Source organism: Streptomyces sp. NPDC030183, from assembly GCF_055573455.1.
In genome coordinates this window covers 127,489-151,862 of the sequence record NZ_JBVIBK010000015.1, presented here as the reverse complement: position 1 = coordinate 151,862, position 24,374 = coordinate 127,489, and the positions used below count along the sequence as shown (strand labels likewise).

Here is a 24,374-nt window from a genome sequence, read left to right as displayed (position 1 = left end):
TCCCCTCCCGCAGCGCTGCGCGCGCTGTCGCGGGCCAAGGCCCGCCTCCCCTGGTACAGAAGTAGCAGAGAACGGTGCTCGGACCGCCTCAAACGGACCACAAGGTGACCACCGAGACCACTTCGGTGCGCCAGGCGCGTACCTGGTCCTCGGTCGGTCCGATCTCGTACTGGTGGTAGTGGCAGCCCAGGCAGAGCCGGCACCACACGGCCTTGGCGCGGCGGGCCGTCTCCGGCTCGGCGCAGCCGCGCAGCCAGAGGAACGCGGCCCGCTTGGTGCCCGAGCGGATGGCGCGCGGAGCGTTGCGGGCGGCGAGGTGGTCGGCGACCGCGTTCTCCAGCGCGGCCCGCAGGGCGAAGGCGGCACCGCGGTTCCTGCTCACCGCCGTGGCGGCGAGCACGGTGGGCGGAGCGGCTTCGACCCTGGCGACGGGGGCCGGGAAGGTCCCGGCCCCGGCTCCGAGGAGCAGGTCGGCGGCGTCGATCAGCTGACGGGTCGTCGTGTTCACCGGGTGTTCTCCTCCGGCTTGCGCACGGTCTGGGCGACGGCTTCGACGTCCCTCACGAAGCGAAGGGGGTCGGGCATCGTGGTGCCGGACGGGTGCGCGCCCTCCTGGCACTGCCGGACGAGGCTCACCGCCTCGGATCCGCACCGCCTGCGCAGCTCGCCGTAGATGTCCGCCACCCCTTTCGACGCGTCGCCGAAGAGCCCCAGGGCAGCGATGTCCAGGAGCGTGACGGCGGCCGCGACGGTCTTCTCGGCCTCGGGCTCGGTCAGTCCGGCGCGGTGCAGCCGCAGCCAGGCGGCCTCGGAGAAGGCCCGCTCCAGGACGGTGCGGCACAGGCTGGGCAGTACGTGGGTCATGACGACCGGCGGAAGGTCCGGCGTGCGGGCGAGGGCGCGCGCGTCGGCGAGCGCCTGGCCGATCGGATCGGTCACCCGGTGCACGGTCACCGCCGACCGCGCCTCCCGTTCGACCTCCAGGACCGTGACCGGGAACTCCTGGTGGGTGAAGGCCCGCTGGAGCCGCGTGTCGTGGGTGAAGACCACGACCTGACGGGTCTCTCCGAGGTCGTGGAGGACCTTCGCGAGGCCGTGCACCTTCGCGGGGTCCATGGACTGTACGGGGTCGTCGATGACGACGAACCCGAACGGGCTGTCGGGTGCGGCGGCGCGCGGCAGGAAGAGCGAGAGCGCGAGGGAGTGCAGTTCGCCCTGGCTCATGACGCCGAGGGCCGCCGCCTCCGTACCGTCCACCGACACGTCCATCGCGAGCTTGCGCACGGCCGACCTGCTCGCCCTGCTCTGGGGGCTGGTTGTGCTCGGGGTGTTCCGTCATGGTGCTCTCCGCCCTTCCGTGGTCTGTTCCGACGGCTCTGCTGAGCCCGGGTTGACGAGACAGACGTTAGGAACGGAAGGGAGTTGCAGACCATGAATATGGCGATGACCAGGGTTATCAGAATTCCTTATCCGAAAGATAGTTGGCTGCTCAGGCTCAGCTCCGCCCACACCGTCTTGCCCACCGGGCGGCGAGGCGCCGACCCCCAGCGCACGGCCAGCGCGTCCACCAGGAGCAGCCCCCGGCCGGACTCCTCCTCGGGAGACGACGAAGGCGCAGTCGTGGGCAGCCGCTTCGCGGAGGCGGCGTCAGCGACCTCGACACGCAGCAGGCCCGCAGCCCGATCGAGGGCAAGTCGGAGGCCGAACTCCCGGCCGGGCACCCGACCGTGCTGTAAGGCGTTCGCCGCGAGTTCGCCGACGACGAGGGCGACCGTGCAGGACACGTCCGACGCCGGCGGGTAGCCCCGTTCCTCCAGCCACCGGACGGCGTGCCGCCGGGCGAGCTGCGCAGCTCGCGGAGAGGAGGGGAAATGCGCGACGAGCGGTTGGAGTTCACGCTCGCCACCGCCGAGCACCACAGCTTCCGCAGGCGGTGCCGCACTGCGTCGCGGCTTGTCTCCCGGGGTGGCGGTTTCTGTCAGCACGGCCGTTCGTCCCTTTCATTCATGTCGAGGCGTTCCGCGACGCATACGAATCGTCACGTTCCGTACTCAAGGGTCGACCGATCGCCCTACGCTCGACAGGTGACGCCGCCTTACTTTTCAGGCCGTAAGGAACGGAAGTGATGCCTTGGCCAACGGAACTGACCCCAGCGCGTCGATGGCGGCCCTGTTCGGTGCCCGGGTGCGCAGGCTCCGGACGACGGCGGGGCTGACGCAGGCTGAGCTGGGCGATCTGGCACATGTGGTGAGCACGCGGATCACCCAGATCGAGCGGGCGTCCGGAGCGAAGCCGACGCTGGAGCTGGCGCGTGCGCTGGACGCGGCGCTCGGCGCGGACGACCTGCTGGTTGAGTTGTGGCCGTACGTGTACCGGGAGGCGTTTCCGGACTGGTCGCGGAAGTTCATGGAGTACTCGGAGCGGGCGGTTGCCATCCGCGAGTACGCGGCTCATGTGGTGCCGGGCCTGCTGCAGACGGAGGACTACGCGCGTGCGGTGCTGAGAGTCGGTCGGACGCTCGGCAGCGAAGAGCAGTTGGAAGAGCGGGTCGCCCTTCGGATGGGACGGCAGGAGCGGCTGGGCACGCCCGGTCGGCCCGAGCTGTGGGTGGTGCTCGACGAGGCGGTGCTCCGGCGTCCCGTTGGTGGTCATGCGGTGATGCGTGAGCAGTTGGAGCGGCTGCTCAGGACCAGGGTGGAACCTCACATCACTGTGCAGGCACTGCCGTTCGACCAGGGCGAGCACGATGTCATGGGCGGTTCGCTCACGGTGCTCACCATGCCGGACGGCTCGGAAATCGCCTACACCGAGGGCGCGCACTACGGCCAACTCATCGAGGAGCCAGACCAGGTCAGGAGTTTCGCGCTGGCTTACGATCGGCTGCGGGCGGCAGCTTTGCCCCCGCTCATGTCGCTCGACATGATCCGATCCGTGATGGAGGACAACCACCGTGGAGCGAAGGTCCCGTCCCGATCTGAACGGCGCCGCCTGGCGCAAGAGCAGCTACAGCAATCAGGAAGGCGGCAACTGCGTGGAGGTGGCCGACGGGTTCCGAGGGGTCGTCGTCCCGGTCCGTGACAGCAAGGCCCCGCAGGGTCCGGCGCTGTGCTTCGAAGCCGCTGCCTGGGCTGCCTTCATAGACGAGTTGAAGGCCGGGCACCACCGTCTCTGAGGTGGCCGGGCCCTGGCCGCCGTCCGCATTGCGGGTTCACCGGGCCCTTGTTCGCGAGGGTCCGGCGGGCCGCTGACCTCCTGAAAGAACCGGGGAAAGAACTACCCGCCCACCCACCCTCCCCGCGCCGGAGGGCGTGCGTCACCCGTGCGAGTGACCGGCTTGCAGGCGCGGGACACAGACCGTTACGTTCGCCGCGACAACCTCACACAGACGACGGCCCCCGGCCGGGACGGCAATCCCGATCGAGGGCCTGACCGATCAGGAAGTGAACGCCTTCCCGATGGCTGACCCGCAGTCTAACGCGCCCCTGCGCGCCGACGCCGGAGCTCCGACCTCCGGCGTGATCCATGTACGCACCCGGCTGACGGCCGACTTCACGGTGCTCTCCAACGCCCTCGCCCAGCGACGCGGCAGCGCGGTCACGGTCGGCGTCGCGGCGTACATCTCCTCCCTCCCCGACGGCTCCCCCGTGAGCATCGCCGCCCTCTGCGAGCACTTCAGCGAGGGCGAGATCCTCATCTCGCGTGCGCTCAGGGAGCTCGAAGCGGCCGGATACCTGGAACGCCGCCGCGAACGAACGCCCACCGGGCAGGTCCGTACCCGGACGTACTTCTACGACGTGCCCGGCGGCCACGGCCCGGACGCCCCGCCCGAGCCGCCGAAACCGCGCCGACCCCGGCCTGCCGTCCAGGAGCCCGCGCCCCGACGGGAACCGGTGCCCGCTCCCACTCCTGAGGAGCCCGGCGGCCCGGCGCCCGCGCTTGCCGACGCGAACCCCAAGGCGGTGGCCGTACTGACCACCCTGCGCCGGGTCGACCCCCGCCTCGTCCTGTCCGCGCAGGAGGCCACCCGCCTGGCGCCGGCCGTCGCCGAGTGGCTGGCGGCCGGTGTCGGACCACGGGAGATCACCGAGCTACTGACCGCACGGCTCCCCGACCGCTTCCGGGCCCGACCGGCCAGCGTCCTCGCCTTCCGCCTCCGGGAGACTCCGCTGCCCGTGCCACCCCCGGCACCGCTGCCCGAGCCGGGCGAGCGCCCAGCCGTGTTGCCGTTCCAGACCTGCGACGGCTGCGAGCGCGCCTTCCGCGCTCCGGAGCCCGGACACTGCCGGAGCTGCCGTGACCGTCTTGGCGAGGAACACCTGCGTGCGGCCGGCTGAGCTGGTGGGCGGGTGTCCGGTCCGCTCCTGGGTGGCAGGCTTGATGTGCGACGATGCGAAACCGGGTACCGAGCAAGACGGCAGGAGGAGGTGGGTCATGGTCGACAGGTTCCGGGACGGACTTCTGACTCCCACGGAAACAGCCTCCTACCTGCAGATTCCGCAGTCGACGCTCCATTCGTGGCTGAAGGGCAGGGCTGCCGGGGCGCCCCTGGTCCACCAGGTCGAGCCGCCGCGCAAGGGGCAGCCCTCGGTGCCGTTCATCGCGGTGGCCGAGGCGCACGTCCTCCGTTCCCTGCGATCCCTGGGGCTCCGGATGAGCGAGATCAAGGAAGCCGCCGCTGCCGTACGGGATGCCTTCGCCACCCCGTACGGCCTCGTGTCGAAGCGGATCGCGACGGACGGCGTGGACATCTTCATCGAGCACGGCCTCGGCGATCTCCGCAGGGCCCGGGACGGTCAGGCGCCCATCCACGAAGTGGTCTCCGACTACCTCCGCTACCTGAACTGGGAGCCCGACGACGATTTCCCCTCCAGTCTGCGGCTCAGGCAGTACCCGGACTCCGTACCCGTCGTGATCGACCCGAGGTTCGGTCACGGGAGGCCCGTCGTGGCCGCCAACCGTGTCGCGGTCAACGCCATCACCGATCTCTGGGAGGCCGGGGAGAGCGTCGAGGACATCGCGTACGACTTCGACATGACGCCCGAGCAGGTGGACGAGCTGTGCCGGGCAGTGGTGCGCCTTGCCGCCTGAGTTCTTCCTCGACCGCAATCTCGGACGTCGTGTCGCGGAAGGGCTGAGGGCGTGCGGCTGGACCGTTCACCGCATCGGTGACGTCTTTCCCGACGACGGACAGGATGTCGCCGATGAGGAGTGGATCGCTTACGGTCTCGACCAGTCATGGGTGCCGCTCTCGAAGGACGGCCGGATCAAGAGCCGAGATCTGGAGATCCGACCGGTCCTGGAGCGTGAGACGGTGCTCTTTTACCTCGACAATCAGCAGCTGCGCAGTGTCGAGATGGTCGAACGGCTCGGCGCTCACCGTGAGGCGATCCATCGCGCGGTTGGCAGGGGCGGTCCCGCCGCCTACGCGGTACGACGCGACCGCGTGGAGCGCACCTGGCCGCCCTGACCGATTCGGCGGACGGCACGGACTCGGACCACCCAGTGGCTTCCCGTCCAGGATCATTTCCCGCCATGCCCCACCAACGGACGAATACGCCGCGTAGCCTCGCGGACATGGAGGGACCCGCACCCGGCGCACCACCGGACGCCGCGCCACCGGACACCGGTGACGACGAGACGCGCAGGCGGCTGGACGTGTACAAGTACCTCGGCGCGCCCGAGCGGCTGGAGCATCTCGCGATCATGCGGGTCTTCTGCGGGACGCTGCTGGCGGACCTGGCCGTCCCGGACGTCATGGCGAAGCTGCGCCAGGCCGGTGGCCCGGCTGCCGGTCTCGACGCCGACACCCTCACGGTCCGGCTGGAGCAGCTGGTGCAGTGGGGCAATCTGCTGCGCAGCAGCCACACGGTGAAGGCGTCCAGCATCAGCGAGTACCAGCGTTCCCGCTCGCGCTACCAGCTGTCCAAGGCGGGCGAGCGGGTCCAGCGGGACGTCGACGGGGTGCTGGCCGAGGCCGACGCCGCCCGGGAGGTGAGCGGCGAGCTGCTGGCGCTGGTCGAACGCGGTCTGAAGGAACTGGCCGAGCGCGTGACCGCGCCGGGCGGCATCGAGCCGCAGGACGGGCTGGAGCGGGTCAGCACGCTGTTCGTGCAGTTCACCGAGTTCGCGGACTCCGTACGGGACTTCTACGCCTACCTCGGCCAGGTGCTGGCCCGGTACGACCTGGACAGCACCGAGTACCAGGGGTTCAAGGAACTGCTGCTGGACTACGTCGAGGCGATCACGGAGGACGTGTCCTTTCGCGCGCCCCGGATCTCGGCGGCACTGGACACGCTGTGGCCGCACCTTCCGGCCCTGCTCTCCCAGCTGGACGCGCACGCCCAGGGTCTCACCGGGCTGTCGGCGGAAGGCGACGGCCGCCCGGAGACCCGGGTCCAGCGCAGTCGGGGGCGCGAGCAGGCCGACTGGGAGGGGCTGCGCGGCTGGTTCAAGGACACCGACGGTCAGGGAAGCCAGGTCGACCAACTGCGGGACGCCACCCTGCGCGCGTTGCAGTCGCTGCTCGCCAACGCCAAGCGGATGCTGCGTTCGGCCACCGGGGAGATGTCCCGGCGCAGGGACCTGCTGCGACTGGCCCGGTGGTTCGACGAGGCGGCGCCGCAGGACGCACACGACATCGCCGTCGCCGCCTTCGGGCTGTACGGCGCCCGCCACTTAGGCGTCCCGCCGGCCACCGACGAGGTGGTACCGGCCCACACGAGCTGGTGGACCGGCCCGGTGGTCGAGGTCCCGGTGGCGCTGCGCGAGAGGGGCAGCCGCGCACAGCGGGGCCGGGCTTCCTCGGTGGAGGACCACTCCGCCCAGAAGCGACGGCTGCGGGAGGCCGCCCGTGAGCGGGCGGCGGCCAGGACGGCGGCAGCGGACGAACTGCGTAGTGCCTCCGGTCGCTTCGCCGACGTACGGCTCACGTCGTCGGCACTGGGGCTGCTTCTCGAACTGCTGGCCACGGCGCTCGGGAACGCGCAGCTCAGGAGGCCGCACGGCGGCACGGAACACCGGGATGCGGACGGAAACGGTGCGGCACAGGGGTTCGGTCTGGAGGCGGCGCAGAGCGAGGACGCCGAACTGGGCATCCGGCTCACCGTGCGACGAACGGCGGGCGCACGCACGGTCCTGCACTCGACCGACGGCGACCTGTTGTTGGACGACCTGGAGCTTGAGATCGGCAGGACCTCCGCCGCGGCCGACGGCCCTGCCGAGGTGAGCGTGTCATGACACTCCCCTCGACCCACGACGTCGCCCTCGCCGCCGAGCGCCGGACCGCCGCCCGGCTGCTGCTCGCCCACCCGCTGGTCACGTCGGACGGACCCCACGCCGACCTCTTCCCGCTGATCCGCAGGCACGCCGACTGGCTGGGCAAGCGGTTCCAGCAGGTGCTCGGCTATCGGCTCCTGGTCGACAGCTCCTACGCCCGGCTGTTCAAGGCCGGTCTGGGCGCCGGTACGGGGCACCGGCTCGCACGGTCCACCGGCACACCCTTCACCCCGCACACGTACGCCTGCCTCGCGCTGGCCCTGTCCGTGCTCGTGACCGCGCCCGAGCAGATGCTGCTGTCGCAGTTGGTCGCCGACGTCAGGGCCGCGGCGGCCGATGCCGGGATCGAGCTGGAGGGGACGCAACGGGCGGCCGGGAAACGGACCCTGGTCGCGGCTCTGCGCCAACTGGTCGAGTGGGGTGTCCTCATCGAGACCGAGGGCCATGTGACCGCGCTCGCGCAGGAGGCGGGCGGAGAGGCCCTGATCACGGTGGACCGGGAGCTGGCCCGCGTGGTCGTGGCCGGGCCGCTCGCCCAGTCGCGGGACGGTGCCGACCTGGTCCGGCGGGCAGCGGACCCGGGCTTCGGCGGGCCTCGCACCTACGTGCGGCGCATGCTCGTCGAGACTCCTGTCGTCCTTCTCGACGAACTGACCGACGCCGAACGCGACTGGCTGCGCACCCGGCAGCGCCGGGAAGCCCAGGCGTTCTCCGAACTCCTGGGCCTGGAGACGGAGATCCGCGCCGAGGGGGTGGCGCTGGTGGACCCCGAGGAAGAGCTGACGGACCTGCACCTGCCGGGCACCGGTACCGTCGCGCAGGCCGCGCTGCTGCTGGTGGAACGGCTCGTGGAGCGGCTCCGGCCGCAGGAGCCGGGGCATCCGGCCACCGGAGGGTCTCTCGTCATCGGAGTGGCGGTCCCGGACGGTCTGGTGGATGAGCTGCTGGCAGAGCTGGTGGCCGAGTACGGGCAGCGCAGCAACTGGCAGCGCGGCTATCTGGAGGACCCGCCCGCCCTGAAGGAGGCCGTACTGGACCTCCTGGCCCGCATGCGGTTGATGGCCCCCGCCGGTCCGCTGCGCGCCGAGGGGGAAGGACTGCCGGAGGGGTACGTCGCCCAGGCTCCGGAAGGACGCCTGGTGACCGATGTCCGCGGGGCGCGGCCGACCGGGGGCGGCTGGGTGCTGCTCGCCGCGGCGGCACGCTACGCCACCCACGTCACCGTGCGCCCAGCCCCGACGGCCAGCCGAAGCGCCGCCACACAGCAGGAGTTGCCGCTATGACCACCGAACCGCGCGGCCTCGTCCCGCTGCCGCGCTCCGGCCCCGAGACGACAGCCGGTACCCGGTTCCGGCTGCACCGCGCCGGCATCCAGAACGTCTGGCAGTACGACGAGCAGGAGTTCGCCTTCGGCGAGGGGCGGCTTCTGCTGCGCGGCAAGAACGGCGCGGGGAAGTCCAAGGCGCTGGAGATGCTGCTGCCCTACCTGCTGGACGGCGACTCCCGGGCCCTGGACGCCACGGGCACCGGCCGGACCACCCTCGCCTGGCTGATGCTCGACGGGTTCGAGCAGACCAACCGCCTCGGCTACCTGTGGGTGGAGTTCCGGGCCATGGCCGACGGGGGCGCCCACCACTTTCTGACGCTCGGTGTCGCCATCCGCGCCTCGAAGTCGACGCAGAAGGCGCTGCCGACCTTCTTCGTCACCCCGCTGCGCATCGGTGAGGATCTCCAACTGGTCGAAGCGGGGCAGCCCCTGGCGGTCGACCGGCTCAAGGAGATCGTCGGCCCCGACAACACCACGGACCGTGCCGTCCTCCATCGCACGCGCGTGGCCCGGGAGCTGTTCGGCATCACGGACGCGACGCACTACCGCAACCTCACCCAGCTCCTCCACCGGCTCCGGCGCCCCACGGTCGGGGACCGCATCGAGCACGGGGGCCTGGCCTCCCTGCTGAGCGAGACCCTGCCGGGGCTCGACGAGGACGTGGTCGAGAAGGTGGCACGCAACCTCCACGACCTGGACGCCGTACGGGACGAACTGGGCCGTCTGGAGCGTACGGACACGGCGCTGCGGACGTTCCTCGTCAGCTACCGCGACTACCTGGCGGGGGTTCTGCACACATCCGCGCAGCGGGTCGGCCAGGAGCTGGACGTCCTCGCACAGCGACGCCGGACTGCCGGTGACGCCGCACAGCGGACCAGCGACCTGCGGATGCGAGAGGAGGAGTCGGAGGCCCGGCTGGAGACCCTGCAAGAGGAAGAAGAGGCCGCCCGGACCGACCTCGCCGCCCTGCACGCCAGTCACGCCTACCGCAGCCTGCGCGAACTCGCCGAACGTCGCGGCACCGTGGAGGCCCTGCACACCGCGGCTGTGGCCGCCTTCACGACCCTGCGCAACGCACACGACGCGGAGGAGAACGCGGCGGAGCGACTGGCCGAGGGCATCGAGCACCTCGGCAGCAGGCTGGCCGAGCTGAGAACCGAGCACCGGGAACTGCTGGCCCAAGCTGAGAAGGCCGGGCTCCCCACCGGCCATCTCGGCGAGGCGGTGGCCCTGCCGCGCACGGTCCGGTCCCGGGGCAGCGAAGCTGAGCTGATCGCCCCGGGCGGCGAGACGCGGATCGTACGGCACCGGCCGGTGGTCCACGTCGACACGACCGCGGCGCAGGAAGGGCTGCGGATCTGGAAGGGACAGCTGGAGGACGCCGAGACGGTGGTGAAACACCGGACGCGGATGGTCCAGGAGGTGACCCGCCTCTCCGCTCGGGCCGACGAGGCACGGGCCAGAGCGGGACAGGCCGACACCGAGCGGGAACGGCTGGAAGGCGAGGCGGAAGAGGCCGCCGCCCGTCTTGAGGGCAGTCGCGAGAAGGTCGCCGCGGAGAGCGGCGGCTACGCCCGCGCGGTCGCCGAGTGGGTGGCACGCACCCGGGCCGCGGCGGGCCCCGGCTGTCCGCCCCTGGACGCCGTCCTCGCCACGGTCGGCTGTGAGAGCTCCGCCGAAGCGCCGTTCGCGGACCGTACCCTGCCGCCCGATGTCGACAGCCAGACGCGGCAGGCCGCTCACACCGCCCTGGAACCGTACGGCGAGGAACTCACCGGGCGCCGTGACGCCCTGGCGCTCGACGTCGGACGACTCAGCGAGGAGATCGAGCGCCTGTCGAAGGAGAAGCAGGGCTGGGAGCGACGTACCGACCCCGAGCCGCCGGTCCCGCACCACCGCGACGCCGAGCGGAGTCCGGGCAGCGGAGCGCCCTTCTACCGGCTGGTGGACTTCGCGGAGAACCTGACCTCCGCCGACCGGGCCGGTCTGGAGGCGGCGCTGGAGGCGAGCGGCATCCTCGACGCGTGGGTCAGCGCGGACGGTGCCCTCCTCGATTCCCGCACCCGGGACACCCTGCTCCAACCCGGTGCCGTGCCACCGGAGGGGCCGACGCTCGCCTCGGCCCTGTGCCCGGCCCCGCAGCAGAACTGTGGCGTCACGTCCGAACAGGTGGAACGCCTGCTGGCCGCCATCGCGCTCACACCGGCCGACGAGGCCACCGGTACCGACGCGGTGCACTACGACGGAAGCTGGCGCGTGGGCGTTCTGCGCGGCCGTCACCACAAGAGCGTCGCCGAGTACGTGGGCGCCGCCATACGCGCCGAGACCCGGCGGCGCATCCTCGCCGAGCTGGAGGACCGGCTCACGCGGACGGAACAGCGTCTGGCCGCCGCCCGCGACGAGCTCGCCGAGGCCGACTCCAGGCGCAGGGCCCTCACACTCGCGGAACGGGACTTCCCGCGGGCCCGGCTGCTCGCCGACGCCTGGAGCCGTGCCGAATCAGCCGAACGGACTCTGCGGGACCTGACCACCAAGGCGACCCGCGCGGCACGACTGGCCGAGGAAGCCCGCGCTCACGCCGTATCGGCACGCGCCGAGGCCGAGGCCACCGCGACCGCCCACGACCTGCCGGCCAACACCGCCGCCCTGGACCGGGTACGGACCGCGCTGGCAGCCCTGCTCACCGGCATCGGCCGACTGCGCAGAGCGGTCGGCGGCACGGCCGAGCGGCTCTCCGGGAGCACGGCCGACGACGAGCGGTACGACCGCGCCCGGCAGGACCGCACGGACGCGGAGGACGACCACCGGGTACGCCTCACCGAACTGCGCGCCGCCCAACAGGACCTGCGCACCCGTGAGGAGGCCATCGGGTCGTCCGAAGAGGAGATCCTCGCCCGCGAGCAGGCAGCCAGGCAGCGCGTCGCGGACGCCGGCCGCGCCCTTCCGGCGGCGCAACGGACCCGCGACGAACTCCGCGAGCTGCGCGTACGCGCGGAAGAGGAGGAGAAACGCCTGCGCGAGGACCTGGCCGGCCAGGAGACGGCGGTCATCACCACCGGCGGAGCGCTGCGCGCCGCCCTGGACCGTCCGGAGGTGACGAGCGGCGCGGGACTGGACCGGTCCGCACTGGCCGAGCTCGTGGCGGACGATCCCGGCTCGGACGTCCGCAGCCGCCTGCGAGCACTCCGGTCACTGGCAGACGCCGTGACACGCGTCCTGCCCCACCCGAGGGACGTGGTGTCGGACAGCACCCTGCTCAACCGGCACACGGAGCTGCACGACCAGTTGGCCGGCGGGTTCGACGCCCAACTCGAAGAACGCGACGGAATCAAGGTGTGCCGTCTCCTCGACGACCACGGGTCCCACGATGTCGCGGCCGTGGGAGAGCGGATCGCGACCCAGGCAGCAGAGGCACGAGGGCGGCTCACCGAGCGCGAACGCGACGTGTTCCAACGGTTCCTGACCGGCGAACTCGGCGACCACCTCTCGGCCCAGGTCATCACCGCGGCCAACCTGGTCGCGGCCCTCAACGCCACCCTGCGGACCGTACGGACGTCACACGGTCTCGGCGTAGAGCTGCTGTGGAAGCTGGACGACGATGTGGACGCGGACGTGCGGGCAGCCGTCGAACTGCTGCGCAGCCCGTCGAGCCTGAGGACGCGCGAGCAGACCGAGCAGCTTCGCGAGGTACTGCAACGCCGGATCGAGGACGCCCGACGTGCCGATCCTTCGGCCGGTTACGCCGCCCATCTGCGGACCGCACTGGACTACCGCAGCTGGTTCCGTTTCCACACCTTCGTGGTGGAGGACGCGGCTCCCGGTCGCAGGCGCAGACTGACCGGCCGTACCGGGCTCAGCCAGGGCGAGCAGCGGGTGCTCTCCTACCTGGTGCTCTTCGCCGCGGCTGCCGCCCACTTCACCAGCCTCGCCGAGTCGGCGCCGCACGCGCCGCGGCTGATCCTCCTGGACGACGCCTTCGCCAAGGTCGACGAACCCACCCACGGGCGGCTGGGACGCATCCTCGTCGATCTCGATCTCGACTTCGTCCTCACGAGCGAGCGGCTCATGGGCAACTGGCCCGAGGTGCCGTCCCTGCACATCTACGAGTGTCTGCGTGACCCCCATGTGCGCGGGGTGGCCACCCTGCACTACACCTGGAACGGTCGGCACCGGCGTCTGGTGTCCGTATGAGCGAGCTGCCCGCCGCGACACGCGAATGGCTGGCAGGGCCAGGGCTCACCCGGCTTTGGGACGCGGCACGCAGACGCCTGGAAGGCAACGGTGTGCAGGCGACCGGTTCCCTCCGGCTGGCCGCGGTGAACGCTCAGGAGCGTAACGACCTGTCACTCCTGCTGGGCAAACCCTTGACCGGTGCCGCCGTGACCGTGCGGCTCGACGCGCTCGACGCGCGACTGCGCACCTCGGCCGCCGGACTCGGGCTCAAGGAGGTCCTGCAAGAACTCGGACCACCGCTCACCGACCGCCGTGCCGCCCGCGCGGACGCGGCAGCACGGCGCAGTCATGTGTGGTCGTCGCTCGCTTCCTCGCTGGACGCCTCACCCCTCGCAGGCCAGGACTGGACCCGGCAGTGGTCCGACGTGCTGCGCCGCACCGGCGTTCCGAGAGGAGTGACACCCGAAGCGGCGGTACGCACGCTCCAGCAGGCCGTCCAGGTCCTCGCCGTACTCCTCGATCCCGAACGCGACGGCACCCAGGGCCGCGGGGAACTCGCGGCCACGGTGACCGGATCAGCGCACGGCCTGGACGATGGAACCTGGCTCGCACGCCTCGTCCAGCGCGGCGTCGCCGTTGCCCACGGCACCGAGTTTCCCAGCGACGCGGCCGGCAGACGCGCCCTGTGGCGGCTGGTGTCCGTCACACCGGACGAGGTCTCCAGCACGGTGCTGACCTACGGACTGCGGCCTGCCGGAGAGGGATGGCGGGAGCAGTCCCTGCGGGAGCGGGCCGCCCACCACGCCGAAGCCCACCTCACCGCGCGCGACCTGCTCACCCTGCGGCTGCGGCTGCCCGCCGGGACGGTGGTCCACATATGCGAGAACCCGCGGGTGGTGGAAGCCGCGGCCGACGCGGCATGTGTCCGACCGCTGGTGTGCACTTCCGGCAGCGCCGCCACGGTGGTCATGACGCTTCTCGACGCCCTCGCCGCGACCGGTTGCACCTTCGCCTACCACGGTGACTTCGACTGGCCGGGGATTGCTCTGGCCAACAGAATCATCCGCCGTTACGAGGCCCTGCCGTGGCGAATGGGTGCCGAGGACTACGAGCGCCTGGCTGCTCGCAGTCAGGCCGAGGGAATCCCTCAGCTACCGCTCGACGGCGAGCCTGTCCGCGCGACCTGGGACCCGAATCTGGCCCCGGCAATGACCGCCCTCGGCGTCGCGCTCCATGAGGAGGCCACTCTCGACCTTCTCGTCGAGGACCTGTCGCGTCAGCTGCAGTGAGCCCATGACACGCGACGGCTTAGCGGTCCAGAGCATCCGCTCTCCGAGCCCCTGCGGGACCACCCGAGACCACGACACTCTGACTCCCTGATCAGGGCAAACACCATCAGCGCTGGCAAGATCAGTAGCCGAAGCTCATTCGGGACGAAGAGGTCGTGGGTTCAAATCCCGCCACCCCGACAGCTGAGTAGCAGGTCAGAGGGACCTTACCGAGTCGGTAAGGTCCCTCTGGCGTTGCTGTTTGTCTAGCGGGGGTCACTGGCTTCCCGTTACGGCGGCAGTGTGTGCCTCGGTGGTGGTTAGAGGGGAGGGGGTGCCTTGGTGGGTGGGGTGCTTGATGCGTTGTGCTGGCGGGGGCCGGCCTCGGTGAACGTGTTCGTCGTCGGCTCCGGCAACATTCCGTTGGCCGAGGAGGCTTTTCGCCTTGCCGGGATGGTTCCCGACGCCTTTCTGTCGTTCCCTCTGCTGGAGCAGCCCGAAGCTGTCGAGCGGCTCGGTCTGGTGTCGTACGACCTCGACTTCCATGACGTCTCGCTCGATCTGCGCGAGTACACGCGAGCTGCGCTTCGGCGGGTCTGCGCGGACACTCGGGCGGTGGCCTGGGCGGCTTTCGAGGGGACGTTCCACTACGACGAACTTCTCACCGAGCGGGTGGCCCACCAGGTTTACGGCTACTGCGTGACCGGCGCCGAACCGGTGGTCGAGTGGGACACCGCGGCCCTCCGGAGCGAGGAGTGGCGTCGTGGAATCGCCCAGGCTCGGGCGGCGTTGGACGCCCTGCTCTCCGACACGGAGTAAGCCTGGATGCAGCCGTCCATGAGATCCGGGTAGGGACGGAGTCCCAGTGGGGCGGTCGGGCGGTCGGGCGGTCGGCCCACTTCCGCACTCGGTCTCAACGCTGGAACCGTCTCGCGCGTATGGGCGTGCAGACATGGGGAGCGGCGGGATGTCGTGCTCCGTCGGGACCGGCCTTTGTGGGTCGACGAGCGGATACGAGTGCGGACTGCATGGATGCGATCCACGATGACGTAGCGGAATTCGCGTTGCTGCTGAGGCGTCTGAAGGAACGTACCGACCGCAGCTACGCGGCACTTGCCCGTCGGCTGGACGTGCATGCTTCGACTCTGCACCGTTACTGCTCCGGTGAGGCCGTCCCGCAGGACTTCGCTTCGATCGAGCGGTTCGCCGTGCTCTGCGGTGCCTCCCCCGCAGAGCGCACGGAGCTGCACCGCCGGTGGATCATGGCCTACGCCGCGCGGCAACGGCCTCGTCCGTCCGACGGTCGGCACGCACCGGCGCCGCGCAAGGCCACGAACACAGCGGTGTCCATCGACTCCTCGGGCGGTGCCGCCGCCTCGGGCGGTGCCGCCGCCTCGGGCGGTGCCGCCGCCTCGGGCGGTGCCGCCGCCTCGGGCGGTGCCGCCGCCTCGGCCGTCTCGGCCGTTCCCGTGGCGACCGGTGTTCAGGTTTCCGGGGTGACTCCATCTCCGTCCCGGTCGTGGTTCCCCGGTGGGCGCCCTCGGCGGCCCGTCCGGTCGGTCGTGCTGGCGGTCTCGCTCGTCGCCCCGCTTCTCGGTCTCACCGCTTCCGCCGCCGGGCCGCCCTCCACCTCGGCCACGGGCAGTGGCCGTCACGAGCCGCACCAGGCGCGGGCCGGCACGGCTCAGCCTGTGGCTCCCCTCACCTGGACCGCCAACTTCCACACCCGGGGGCTCACCGGGTGCGGCGAGGACTACGTCGTCGCCAAGGGGCCGCAGCAGGTTCCGCCGCCGCCGCACCCGGAGGACGTCGCGGCGTGGGTGGACTCCCAGCGGGCGGTGCACGGGGGTGCCACCGGTGTGCAGATCACCGTGCAGGGGCGCGGCTCCGCCGCCGTCGTCCTGGACGCCCTGCACGTGCGCGTGGTGAACCGGGCCGCACCCGCCGCCGACCGGGGCACCGTGTACTCCTTGAGCGACGGCTGCGGCGCCGGCATCGTCCCTCGCCACTTCTCCGTGAACCTCGACGCACACCAGCCCCTGGCCCGTTCGGTGCCCGGCGACAACGGGTCCGGCACGAAGATCCCGGCCATCAACTTCCCCTACCGGGTGTCCTTGCAGGACCCCGAGGTCCTGGTGGTCACAGCGCTCAACGAGTCCTGCACCTGCGACTGGTACCTCGAACTCGCCTGGTCCTCGCAAGGCCGCACCGGCACGGTCCGCATCGACGACCACGGCCGTCCCTTCCGCAGTACCAGCACCAAAGGGCTGGCGGGCTACCGGTACGACCGCGTCTATCACAGCCCCGGCCGTTGGGTTCCGATCCCCGCCGCCAACATGGAGGGCGACGGGGCCGGAGAGGACGGCTGACGCGCGGCAGTTCGCAGGCAGAGGCCGGATCGAGTGGATCGGGTGGATCGGGTGGATCGGGTGGATCGGGTGGATCGGGTGGATCGGGTGGGGGTGGCGTCCGGTCGGCCTTCAGGCCCGCTGCCGGGCGGGGCCGGGAGCGGGCCGGGCGGGGTGGGTGGGGCGTCAGTGGGTGCGCGTGCGGCGGATGTCGGTGACGTCGCCGGACACCGGCTCCAGCTTCACGACGAGGTCGGTCGTCACCGTCGGCGTCTCCCCTCCGCCGAAGGCATGGGTGACCGTGATCTCGCGGTCGTCGCGGCCCTCGCTCACCGTCCAGTCGACCGGGACGTTCTGGGCGCGCAGGACGCCGTCCAGGTTGTTCTTCTTCTCCCACGCCGCCAGCCGCTTCGCGAAGGCCAGCGTCAGGTAGTGCGCGCGCAGCGCCTTGGCCAACTTGGTGTCCGGGCTCGCGGCGTCGTCCTTCGCGTCGACGTACGCGCCGTAGAAGTCCGCGATCTGGGTGACCGAGTCGCCGGTCCGGCCCGTGACCGACCGCTTCGCGGCGGACGGCTTCGCGGGGGCCGCGCTGATGGGGCGGATGTCGGTGATGCCGTCGGCCACCTCATGCTTCACGGCGAACCTGGTCGTGGTCGTCGGTGACTCCCCGCCGCCGTAGGTCAGGGAGACGATGGTCTCGAGGCCGTTGCGGCCCTCGCTCACCGTCCACTCCACCGGGACGTTCTGGGCGCGCAGGACGCCGTCCAGGTTGTTCTTCTTCTCCCACGCCGCCAGCCGCTTCGCGAAGGCCGGCGTCAGGTAGTGCGCGCGCAGCGCCTTGGCCAACTTGGTGTCCGGGCCCGCGGCGTCGTCCTTCGCGTCGACGTACGCGCCGTAGAAGTCGGCGGTCTGGGTCACCAGGTCGCCGTTGAAGCCGGTGATCGACCGCGGCGCGGCGGACACCTTCGCGGACGCTTCTGCGGACACCTTCGCGGATGCCTCTGCGGATGCCTTCGCTGGGGCGGGGGCGGCGGCGTGGGCCGCCGTCTGCGTCGACACGCCGAGGCCGACGGCGAGGACGAGTCCGGCGGCGACGGCCGCGCGGCGGCCCGGACGACGGAGTACGCGGGTGTTCCTGCTCATGTCGTGTCTTCCTTCTTCTCGTCATCAGTAGGGGGTCGCTCCCGGCTGCGCCGGCTCTCCCGTCGGACGCCGCATCCGGGGGCAGGCCGCCGAGGCATCGGGCGCCCCGCAGGGGCACACCGATGCCCGGTACGCAGGCATCAGGAGGGGTCGTCGGCAGGCTGCGACCGGGGCCCTCGATCCGGCCCGGTCGGTGCGACATCCACAGGTTCAGAGACACCGGGCGCCCACCGCAACCGCCGCCGCCCAACCCGCGACAACGCAACCATCCCACCCACCCTGAGCTGCGGAAACGTGTGCTGCCTGAGACGTCGCCCTGAGACGCTGAGAGGCTGGGACGCCGGGACGGCGGTGCCACGGGGAGCGTTCACGTGCTCGATTTTTTGGAGGCGCTTCGCTCCCCGCGCGTGGGGGCCGTCAGGTCTTCCGCCCACGCTCCTGCCAGGGGGCCGAAGGGGTGTCTCGTCGCGTAGCTCGCCATGCGGGTGTTGCGGGAGCGGGCCTCGGGGCCGTCGGGGAGGTGGTAGTCCTCGCCTGCCTGGGCCGAGTGGGTCTGGACGGTTGTGGCGGTGGCCAGGCGGCGCCGTACGTAGTGGTCCAGGGCCCTGGGGACGTCGGCCGGGGTCGCCTCCGTGAGGGTGTCGGCCAGGACGGCCGCGTCCATGATCGCCTGGGCCGCGCCCTGCGCCTGGAACGGGACCATCGCGTGGGCGCTGTCGCCCAGAAGCGTCACTCGGCCGACGTTCCAGCGGGTGAGCGGGGTGCGGGTGTGAATGCCGTAGCGGTTCGTGCGGTCGGCGCGTTCGAGGATGTGGCGTATTCGGGGGTCCCAGCCTTCGAACGCGTTCAGCGGTTCTCCCGGCTCGGCCTGGGCCGTCCAGGACTCCCGCGCCGTCGCCATGACCATCGAGGACGCCTGCGCCTGCGCCGCCGTACGGCGCCCCTGCGGCTCCTCCGTCCTGACCACCGCCACGACGTTCAGGAGTTCCCGGCGGCGTACCCAGTAGTGGACGAAGTGGCGGTCCGGGCCCAGCCAGATCGCGAAGTCGGGGAGGTCCAGGTCGGCGACCTCCGCGGCGGGGAGCAGGGCGCGGTACGCCGCCGTGCCCGAGAACACCGCCTCGTCGGGGCCGAAGAGCCACCGGCGGGCCGGCGACCGCACGCCGTCCGCGGCCACGATCAGGTCCGCGGCCAGGCGTTCGCCGGTCGCCGTGGTGACGTACGCCGAGTCGTCGTCCTGGGCGATCGCCACGGCGGTCGTGCCGAGGCGTACCGAGCGCGCGGGGACGGCTGCCGCGAGGGCCCCGTGCAGGTCGGCCCGGTGGACCTGGAGGTACGGTGCGCCGAACTCGGCCTCCGCCTCCCGGCCCAGCAGGTAGCGGGTGATCTCCGCACCGTCGGACCAGGTGCGGAAGCTCCAGTGGGAGGGGCGGGTCGCTTGTGCGGCGACCGCGTCGAGCAGGTCCAGGCGGCGCAGGACGCGGGTGGCGTTGGGGGCGAGTTGGATGCCGGCGCCGATCTCGCCGAAGCGGACCGCCCGTTCGACCACCGTCACATCGCATCCGGCTCGGCTCAGGCTCACCGCCGCGGTCAGCCCGCCGATCCCGGCGCCGACGACGATCGCCCGTAGGCGGGCGCGCCTCCCGCCGCCGGCCGCCCCCGCTTCAGCCATCCCCGGCTCGCCTCCCCCTCGGCACACCGCATGGAAACGGCATAGCGCCGAAACGGGGCGATGTCATCCCTGCGGGCGGCCAGAAACCGATGCGTCTCGGGGCGATGTCATCCCTGCGGGGCGTCTCGGGTGTCCTCCGTAGTGTGTCCGGTCGTCCCTCAGGGTGCCCCGGGCATCCACATCCCTCTGGGTGGCCCCGGGTCGTCCCTCAGGGTGCCCCGGTCGTCGCCAGGGTTGCCCCGGCCGCGCGGGACCGGTCGCATCGGCGTCGTGGCTCCGGGGCCCGGGAGAGTGCCCTACTCATACGCGGGCCCGGCACCCGCCCTTTCCCCGCCTTCGTCCGGCACCGGTCCCTCCCCACGTGGGGACCGGTGCCGGACGTTGCGGGGGTGCTCGATCCGGGTCAGGGGGACTGGATCGAGGTATCAGCGGACGGATCGGTGATCTCGTCCGTGAGTCGGGTGATCACGTACGGCGGTGGCGGTGATCGTGTGCGGCGGTGCCGGTGATCGTGTACGGCGGTGCCGGTGATCGCGTCGGTGAAGCTGACCTAAAACGAACGGCGGCATGAGTCGTCTCTGCGTGCGCTGCGCTGGTGGCCTGCGAGGGCGCCGCACGAAGCGGCGGCTGCTTGGTCGTGATCCTGCCAGTCGGGGCCAGCGACGAGGAGGGGCCGAGGGCATCCGGACGGCTTCGCCGCAGGTCAGGCATATAAAGTGAGTTTTCCGGTCCGGATGTCCAGTGGCAGGGGAAGTAAGGGGTGGGGGCCTTGAGTGACGACTCAGGGGCACGCACGGCCTTCGCGGAACGTCTCGCGCTGCTGTACAAGGAAGCGGGCAATCCTCCCCTCAAAAGTGTTTCGGAGTCGGTCGTCCGACTGCAAAGGGTCGATGAACGCGGGCGTCCCGTGCGGGTCTCCGCCCAGCGGATCAGCGACTGGCGGCGGGCCAAGAACGTACCCGCGCAGTTCGCCGCCCTCGCCGCCGTCCTCCAGGTCCTGATCCCCGAGGCGCGGCGCGCGCGTCCCACTCCGGTGTCCAAGGGGCTGTACGACCTGGCCCAGTGGCAGCGGCTCTGGGAGCGCGCGGTCGCCGGTCCGGCCGGCGAGCGGCCCGCCTCGAACGGGGCCGCCGCGGAGGAGGAACAGCAGCCTCCGGGTGAGGTGCCAGCCGTACCCGGCGGCGTCTGCCCGTACCGAGGGCTGGCCTCCTACCGGCAGCAGGACGCCCGCTGGTTCTTCGGGCGGGAGCGCAGCACGGACGCCCTCGTCGGCCAGCTCCGGGCGGTGGAGAAGACGGGCGGCCTCGTCATGCTCGTCGGCGCCTCGGGGGCGGGCAAGTCCTCCCTCCTCAACGCCGGACTCGTCCCCGCCGTGCGCGCCGGCGCACTCGGCGGCGGGAGCACCGGGAGCACCGGAAACCGAGGGACCGCCGGGACAGCCGGGACCGCCGGGACAGCCGGGACCGCCGGGAACAGCGGCGGCAACGCCGGGACCGGAGGCAGGAACGGCGAGCGCGGCGAGCACGGCGAGCGCGGCCAGGACGGCGAGGGGAACGTCGACGGCGACCACGTCCTCCAGCTCGTCCCCGGCGCCGACCCCATCGGGGAGCTGACCCGTCACATACCCGAGCTGACCCAGGTCGTGTCCGCGGCGTACGAGCCCGGCACACCGTACTTCGCCGACGCGGTACGGGAGGCGGTCGCGGCCTGGTCCCGGCGCCGCGCCCCCTCCGCCGTCTCCGACATCTCCGCGACCACCACCGCCTCCGACACCTCCCCCACCCCTACCTCCACCGCAATCGGCCCCACCTCCACCGCAACCTCCCCCACCCCCACCGCCTCCGGCACCTCCGGCACCTCCCACCCGGGCGCCCCCGCCCGCCCCGTCCTGATCGTCGACCAGTTCGAGGAGACGTTCACCCTCTCCTCCGACGAGGCCGACCGGCGGACGTTCATCCAGGTGCTCAGCGCCGCCTGTACCCCCGGTGCGGCCGGAGACCTCGCGCCCGTGCTGGTCGTCCTGGGGATCCGGGCCGACTTCTACGAGGAGTGCCTCGGGTATCCGGAGCTGGCGGACGCGTTGCAGCACCGGCACATGGTGCTGGGGCCGCTGACCACCGCCGAGCTGCGGGAGGCGGTGACCGGGCCGGCCAAGGCCGTGGGCCTGGAGCTGGAGCCGGGGCTCGCCGAGCTGATCGTGCGGGAGGTGAGCGCGGACGGGCCGCGGGGCGCGCACGACGCGGGCGTGCTGCCGCTGCTGTCGCACGCGCTGCTCGTGACCTGGCAGCGGCGCAAGGCGGGGCGGTTGACGCTGGCCGGGTACCGGGCGGCCGGCGGTATCCAGGGTGCCGTGGCGGCAACCGCCGAGCGGGCCTGGTCGGGGCTGGACCCGGCGGCCCGCACGGCGGCGCGGTTGCTGCTGCTGCGGCTGGTGCGGCTCGGCGAGGACACGCAGGCCACCCGGCGGCGCGGGACCCGGCGGCAGCTGGCGGACGAGTCGACGGACCCGGGCAAGACGGAGGAGTCGCTGGAGGCGCTGGTGCGCGCCCGGCTGGTGACGCTCGACGCGGACACCGTGGAGATCACCCACGAGGCGCTGCTGCACGCCTGGCCCCGGTTGCGGAGCTGGATCGACGAGGGCCGCAACGACCATCTGCTGCGCCAGCGGCTGGAGGAGGACGGCCGGGCCTGGGAGGAGTCGGACCGCGACACGTCGCTGCTGTACCGGGGTTCCCGGCTGGAGCAGGCCCGCAGTTGGGCGAGGTCCGCCGACGACACCCTGCTGACCCGCAGCGCGGTGGAGTTCCTGGCGGCCGCGGTCAGGCTGCGCAAGCGCACGGTGTGGATCAGCCGGAGCGCGGTGGCCGCCCTGGTGGTCCTCGCCCTGGTGGCGGTCGGCTCGGCGGTGGTCGCCTGGCAGCAGCGCAACGACGCGGTGTTCGAGCAGGTGGTCGCCGAGGCCGACCGCGTCCAGTACACCGACCCGTCGCTGTCGGCCCAGCTCGACCTGGTGGCGCACGGGCTGCGGCCCGGTGACGAGGGCACCAGCAACCGGCTGATCTCGATCGTCAACGCGCCGCTGGCCACCGCCCTGCTCGGCCACACCGGCGCCGTCTACCTCACCTCCCACAGCCCCGACGGGAAGTACCTGGCCACCGCCAGCTACGACCGGACCGTACGGCTGTGGGACGTGTCCGACCCGTCCCGCCCGAAGGCCCTGGGCAAGCCCCTCACCGGGCACACGAGCTGGGTGAGCAGCGCCGTGTTCAGCCCGGACGGCCGGACGCTCGCCAGCGCCGGCGACGACGGCACCGTCCGGCTGTGGGACGTGCGCGCCCCCCGGTCGCCGCGGTCGCTCGGCGCGCCGCTGACCGGCCATGACGGCACCATCTACCTGATCGCGTACAGCCCGGACGGGAAGACGCTGGCCTCCGTCGGCGAGGACCGCACGGTACGGCTGTGGGACGTGTCCGACCCGTCCCGTGCCGAGCCGCTGGGCAGGCCGCTGACCGGGCACGGCGCGCCCGTGCGCTCCGTGGCGTTCGGCCCGGACGGCAGGACCCTGGCCGCCGGGGGCGACGACCGGACCGTACGGCTGTGGGACGTCGCCGACCCGCGGCACCCGGACGCGCTCGGCGCCCCGCTCCGCGCGCACACCGGCACCGTGCACTCGGTGGCGTTCAGCCCCGACGGGCGCACCCTCGCCAGCGGCAGCGCCGACAACACCGTGCGGCTGTGGAACGTGGCGGACCGGCGGCACCCGGACGCGCTCGGCGCCCCGCTCAGCGGCCACACCGGGCCGGTGTGGTCCGTGGCGTTCAGCCCCGACGGGGGGACGCTCGCCGTCGCCAGCGCGGACAGCACGGCGAGCCTGTGGAACGTCCGCGACCCGGCGTACCCGTCGCAGGTGGGCGAGCCGCTCGCCGGGGCCAGCGGCGAGATGTACGCGCTGGGCTTCAGCCCCGACGGCCGGACCCTCGCCACCGGGAGCGGGGACAGCAAGGTCCGGCTGTGGTCGATACCGACGGCGGACATGGTCGGCCGGCGAGGGGTGTTCCGGCCGGACGGGCGGGTGCTCGCCACCGCCGGGCGCGACGGCCGGATCCGGCTGTGGAACGTGGAGAAGCCCGGCCGGCCCGTGGCGCTGGGCAAGCCGTTCCTGGTCAAGGACGGCGGCAACCGCTCCCTCGCCTTCTCCCCCGACGGCCGCACCCTCGCGGTCGTCTCCGGGAACCGGTCGCTGCACCTGTGGGACGTCAGCGACCCCACCCGCCCGGCGCCGCACGTGCGGCCCCTGATGCTGCGGACCCGCTACGCCGACGCGCTGGCCTACAGTCCGGACGGGCGCACGCTGGCCACCCCGTACGACGATCACACCATCCAGTTGTGGGACGTCAGCGACCCGGCCCGCGCCGTCCCGCTCGGCAAGCCGCTCACCGGGCACAAGGGCTACATCCTCGCCCTCGTCTTCGGCCCCGGCGGCCGTACGCTCATCAGCGGCAGCGCGGACGGCACCGCCCGGCTGTGGAACGTGACCGATCCGCGGCGCCCCGCCCGCCTCGGCGCCCCCCTCACCGACCACCAGGGCCCCGTCAACGACCTGGCGTACAGTCCGGACGGCGCCACGCTGGCCAGTGGCAGCGACGACGACACGGTCCGGCTGTGGGACGTCTCCGACCCCTCCCGTGCGACCCGGCTCGGCGAGCCGCTCACCGGCCACACCGAGGCCGTCGTGTCGCTGACCTTCAGCGCGGACGGACGGACCCTGGCCAGCGGCGGCAACGACAACACGGTGCGGCTGTGGGACGTCTCCGACCCCGCCGACGCCTCCCCCATCGGCCCGTCCATGAGCCCCAACGCCAAAACGGGCAACTTCCTGTCGTTCAGCCCGAAGAGCGGCATGCTCGGCGTCTCCAGCGGCGCCGACACCGTACGGCTGTGGAACCTGGACACGGACGAGGCGGTACGGCACATCTGCACCGCGACACGCGGAGTGCTGACGCGGGCGAAGTGGAACGAGTACCTGCCACGGCTGTCGTACGAACCGCCGTGCGAGGGTTCCTGAAACGGGCGGTGACCAGGCGGTTCGGCGGGTCGGAGACGCCGTGGACCGGTGGTTCGGTGATGCCCGCGCGATCTAACAAACGTTTGGTTACTGCGTCCCCCGG

At 72.0% G+C, this 24,374-nt stretch carries 17 protein-coding genes; 12 read left to right on the top strand and 5 right to left on the bottom strand.

Features of this window, described 5'->3' with window-relative positions:
• Nucleotides 1-88: 88 nt before the first annotated feature.
• From ACZ4Z2_RS19775 to ACZ4Z2_RS19765, 3 genes are all read right to left on the bottom strand, one after another.
• The gene (locus ACZ4Z2_RS19775; protein WP_468077690.1) at nt 89-508 is read right to left on the bottom strand and encodes a hypothetical protein; all 420 of its coding nucleotides are present in this window, start codon (nt 506-508) and stop codon (nt 89-91) included.
• Nucleotides 505-1,284: an AAA family ATPase gene (locus tag ACZ4Z2_RS19770; protein ID WP_468077688.1), complete on the bottom strand. Its 780-nt coding sequence runs from the start codon at nt 1,282-1,284 to the stop codon at nt 505-507. Before ACZ4Z2_RS19770 ends, ACZ4Z2_RS19775 begins: the two co-directional genes overlap by 4 nt.
• Nucleotides 1,285-1,466: 182 nt before the next feature.
• Entirely contained in the window at nt 1,467-1,985 is a 519-nt protein-coding gene (locus tag ACZ4Z2_RS19765; protein WP_468077686.1) for an ATP-binding protein, read from the bottom strand.
• A 175-nt stretch (nt 1,986-2,160) separates the two neighbouring features.
• Here ACZ4Z2_RS19765 and ACZ4Z2_RS19760 point away from each other — a divergent pair, with 175 nt between their 5' ends.
• The 11 genes from ACZ4Z2_RS19760 to ACZ4Z2_RS19710 all read left to right on the top strand — a co-directional run bounded on the left by ACZ4Z2_RS19760 (nt 2,161) and on the right by ACZ4Z2_RS19710 (nt 16,412).
• Nucleotides 2,161-3,078 (top strand): helix-turn-helix domain-containing protein, encoded by a 918-nt coding sequence (locus tag ACZ4Z2_RS19760; RefSeq protein ID WP_468077798.1) that lies wholly within the window; start codon nt 2,161-2,163, stop codon nt 3,076-3,078.
• Nucleotides 3,032-3,172 (top strand): DUF397 domain-containing protein, encoded by a 141-nt coding sequence (locus ACZ4Z2_RS19755; RefSeq protein ID WP_468077684.1) that lies wholly within the window; start codon nt 3,032-3,034, stop codon nt 3,170-3,172. Before ACZ4Z2_RS19760 ends, ACZ4Z2_RS19755 begins: the two co-directional genes overlap by 47 nt.
• A gap of 283 nt (nt 3,173-3,455) precedes the next feature.
• Nucleotides 3,456-4,334, top strand: coding sequence for a hypothetical protein (locus tag ACZ4Z2_RS19750; protein WP_468077682.1), 879 nt, complete (start codon nt 3,456-3,458; stop codon nt 4,332-4,334).
• 97 nt (nt 4,335-4,431) lie between these two features.
• Nucleotides 4,432-5,088 carry a DUF433 domain-containing protein gene (locus ACZ4Z2_RS19745; RefSeq protein WP_468077680.1) on the top strand — a complete coding sequence of 219 codons (657 nt, stop codon included), beginning with the start codon at nt 4,432-4,434 and terminating at the stop codon, nt 5,086-5,088.
• Nucleotides 5,078-5,467: a PIN-like domain-containing protein gene (locus ACZ4Z2_RS19740; protein WP_468077678.1), complete on the top strand. Its 390-nt coding sequence runs from the start codon at nt 5,078-5,080 to the stop codon at nt 5,465-5,467. The genes ACZ4Z2_RS19745 and ACZ4Z2_RS19740 overlap by 11 nt, the downstream gene beginning before the upstream one ends.
• Nucleotides 5,468-5,574: 107 nt before the next feature.
• Nucleotides 5,575-7,236, top strand: a complete 1,662-nt coding sequence (locus ACZ4Z2_RS19735; protein ID WP_468077677.1) for a TIGR02677 family protein — start codon at nt 5,575-5,577, stop codon at nt 7,234-7,236.
• Nucleotides 7,233-8,558, top strand: coding sequence for a TIGR02678 family protein (locus ACZ4Z2_RS19730; protein WP_468077675.1), 1,326 nt, complete (start codon nt 7,233-7,235; stop codon nt 8,556-8,558). Before ACZ4Z2_RS19735 ends, ACZ4Z2_RS19730 begins: the two co-directional genes overlap by 4 nt.
• Nucleotides 8,555-12,793 (top strand): TIGR02680 family protein, encoded by a 4,239-nt coding sequence (locus ACZ4Z2_RS19725; protein WP_468077673.1) that lies wholly within the window; start codon nt 8,555-8,557, stop codon nt 12,791-12,793. Before ACZ4Z2_RS19730 ends, ACZ4Z2_RS19725 begins: the two co-directional genes overlap by 4 nt.
• On the top strand, nt 12,790-14,064 hold the full coding sequence (locus ACZ4Z2_RS19720) for a TIGR02679 family protein (RefSeq protein ID WP_468077672.1): 1,275 nt from the start codon (nt 12,790-12,792) through the stop codon (nt 14,062-14,064). Before ACZ4Z2_RS19725 ends, ACZ4Z2_RS19720 begins: the two co-directional genes overlap by 4 nt.
• Before the next feature lie 330 nt (nt 14,065-14,394).
• The gene (locus ACZ4Z2_RS19715) at nt 14,395-14,862 is read left to right on the top strand and encodes a hypothetical protein (protein WP_468077670.1); all 468 of its coding nucleotides are present in this window, start codon (nt 14,395-14,397) and stop codon (nt 14,860-14,862) included.
• 209 nt (nt 14,863-15,071) lie between these two features.
• Nucleotides 15,072-16,412, top strand: a complete 1,341-nt coding sequence (locus tag ACZ4Z2_RS19710) for a helix-turn-helix domain-containing protein (protein ID WP_468077668.1) — start codon at nt 15,072-15,074, stop codon at nt 16,410-16,412.
• 165 nt (nt 16,413-16,577) lie between these two features.
• On the opposite strand, the gene ACZ4Z2_RS19705 is transcribed toward ACZ4Z2_RS19710, so the two are convergent.
• Together ACZ4Z2_RS19705 and ACZ4Z2_RS19700 are read right to left on the bottom strand one after the other, a co-directional pair.
• Nucleotides 16,578-17,534 carry a hypothetical protein gene (locus tag ACZ4Z2_RS19705; protein ID WP_468077666.1) on the bottom strand — a complete coding sequence of 319 codons (957 nt, stop codon included), beginning with the start codon at nt 17,532-17,534 and terminating at the stop codon, nt 16,578-16,580.
• Between the two features lie 367 nt (nt 17,535-17,901).
• The gene (locus ACZ4Z2_RS19700) at nt 17,902-19,206 is read right to left on the bottom strand and encodes an FAD-dependent monooxygenase (protein WP_468077664.1); all 1,305 of its coding nucleotides are present in this window, start codon (nt 19,204-19,206) and stop codon (nt 17,902-17,904) included.
• A 760-nt stretch (nt 19,207-19,966) separates the two neighbouring features.
• On the opposite strand from ACZ4Z2_RS19700, the gene ACZ4Z2_RS19695 reads away from it, so the two are divergent.
• Nucleotides 19,967-24,271 carry an NACHT and WD repeat domain-containing protein gene (locus ACZ4Z2_RS19695; RefSeq protein ID WP_468077662.1) on the top strand — a complete coding sequence of 1,435 codons (4,305 nt, stop codon included), beginning with the start codon at nt 19,967-19,969 and terminating at the stop codon, nt 24,269-24,271.
• Nucleotides 24,272-24,374: the final 103 nt, after the last annotated feature.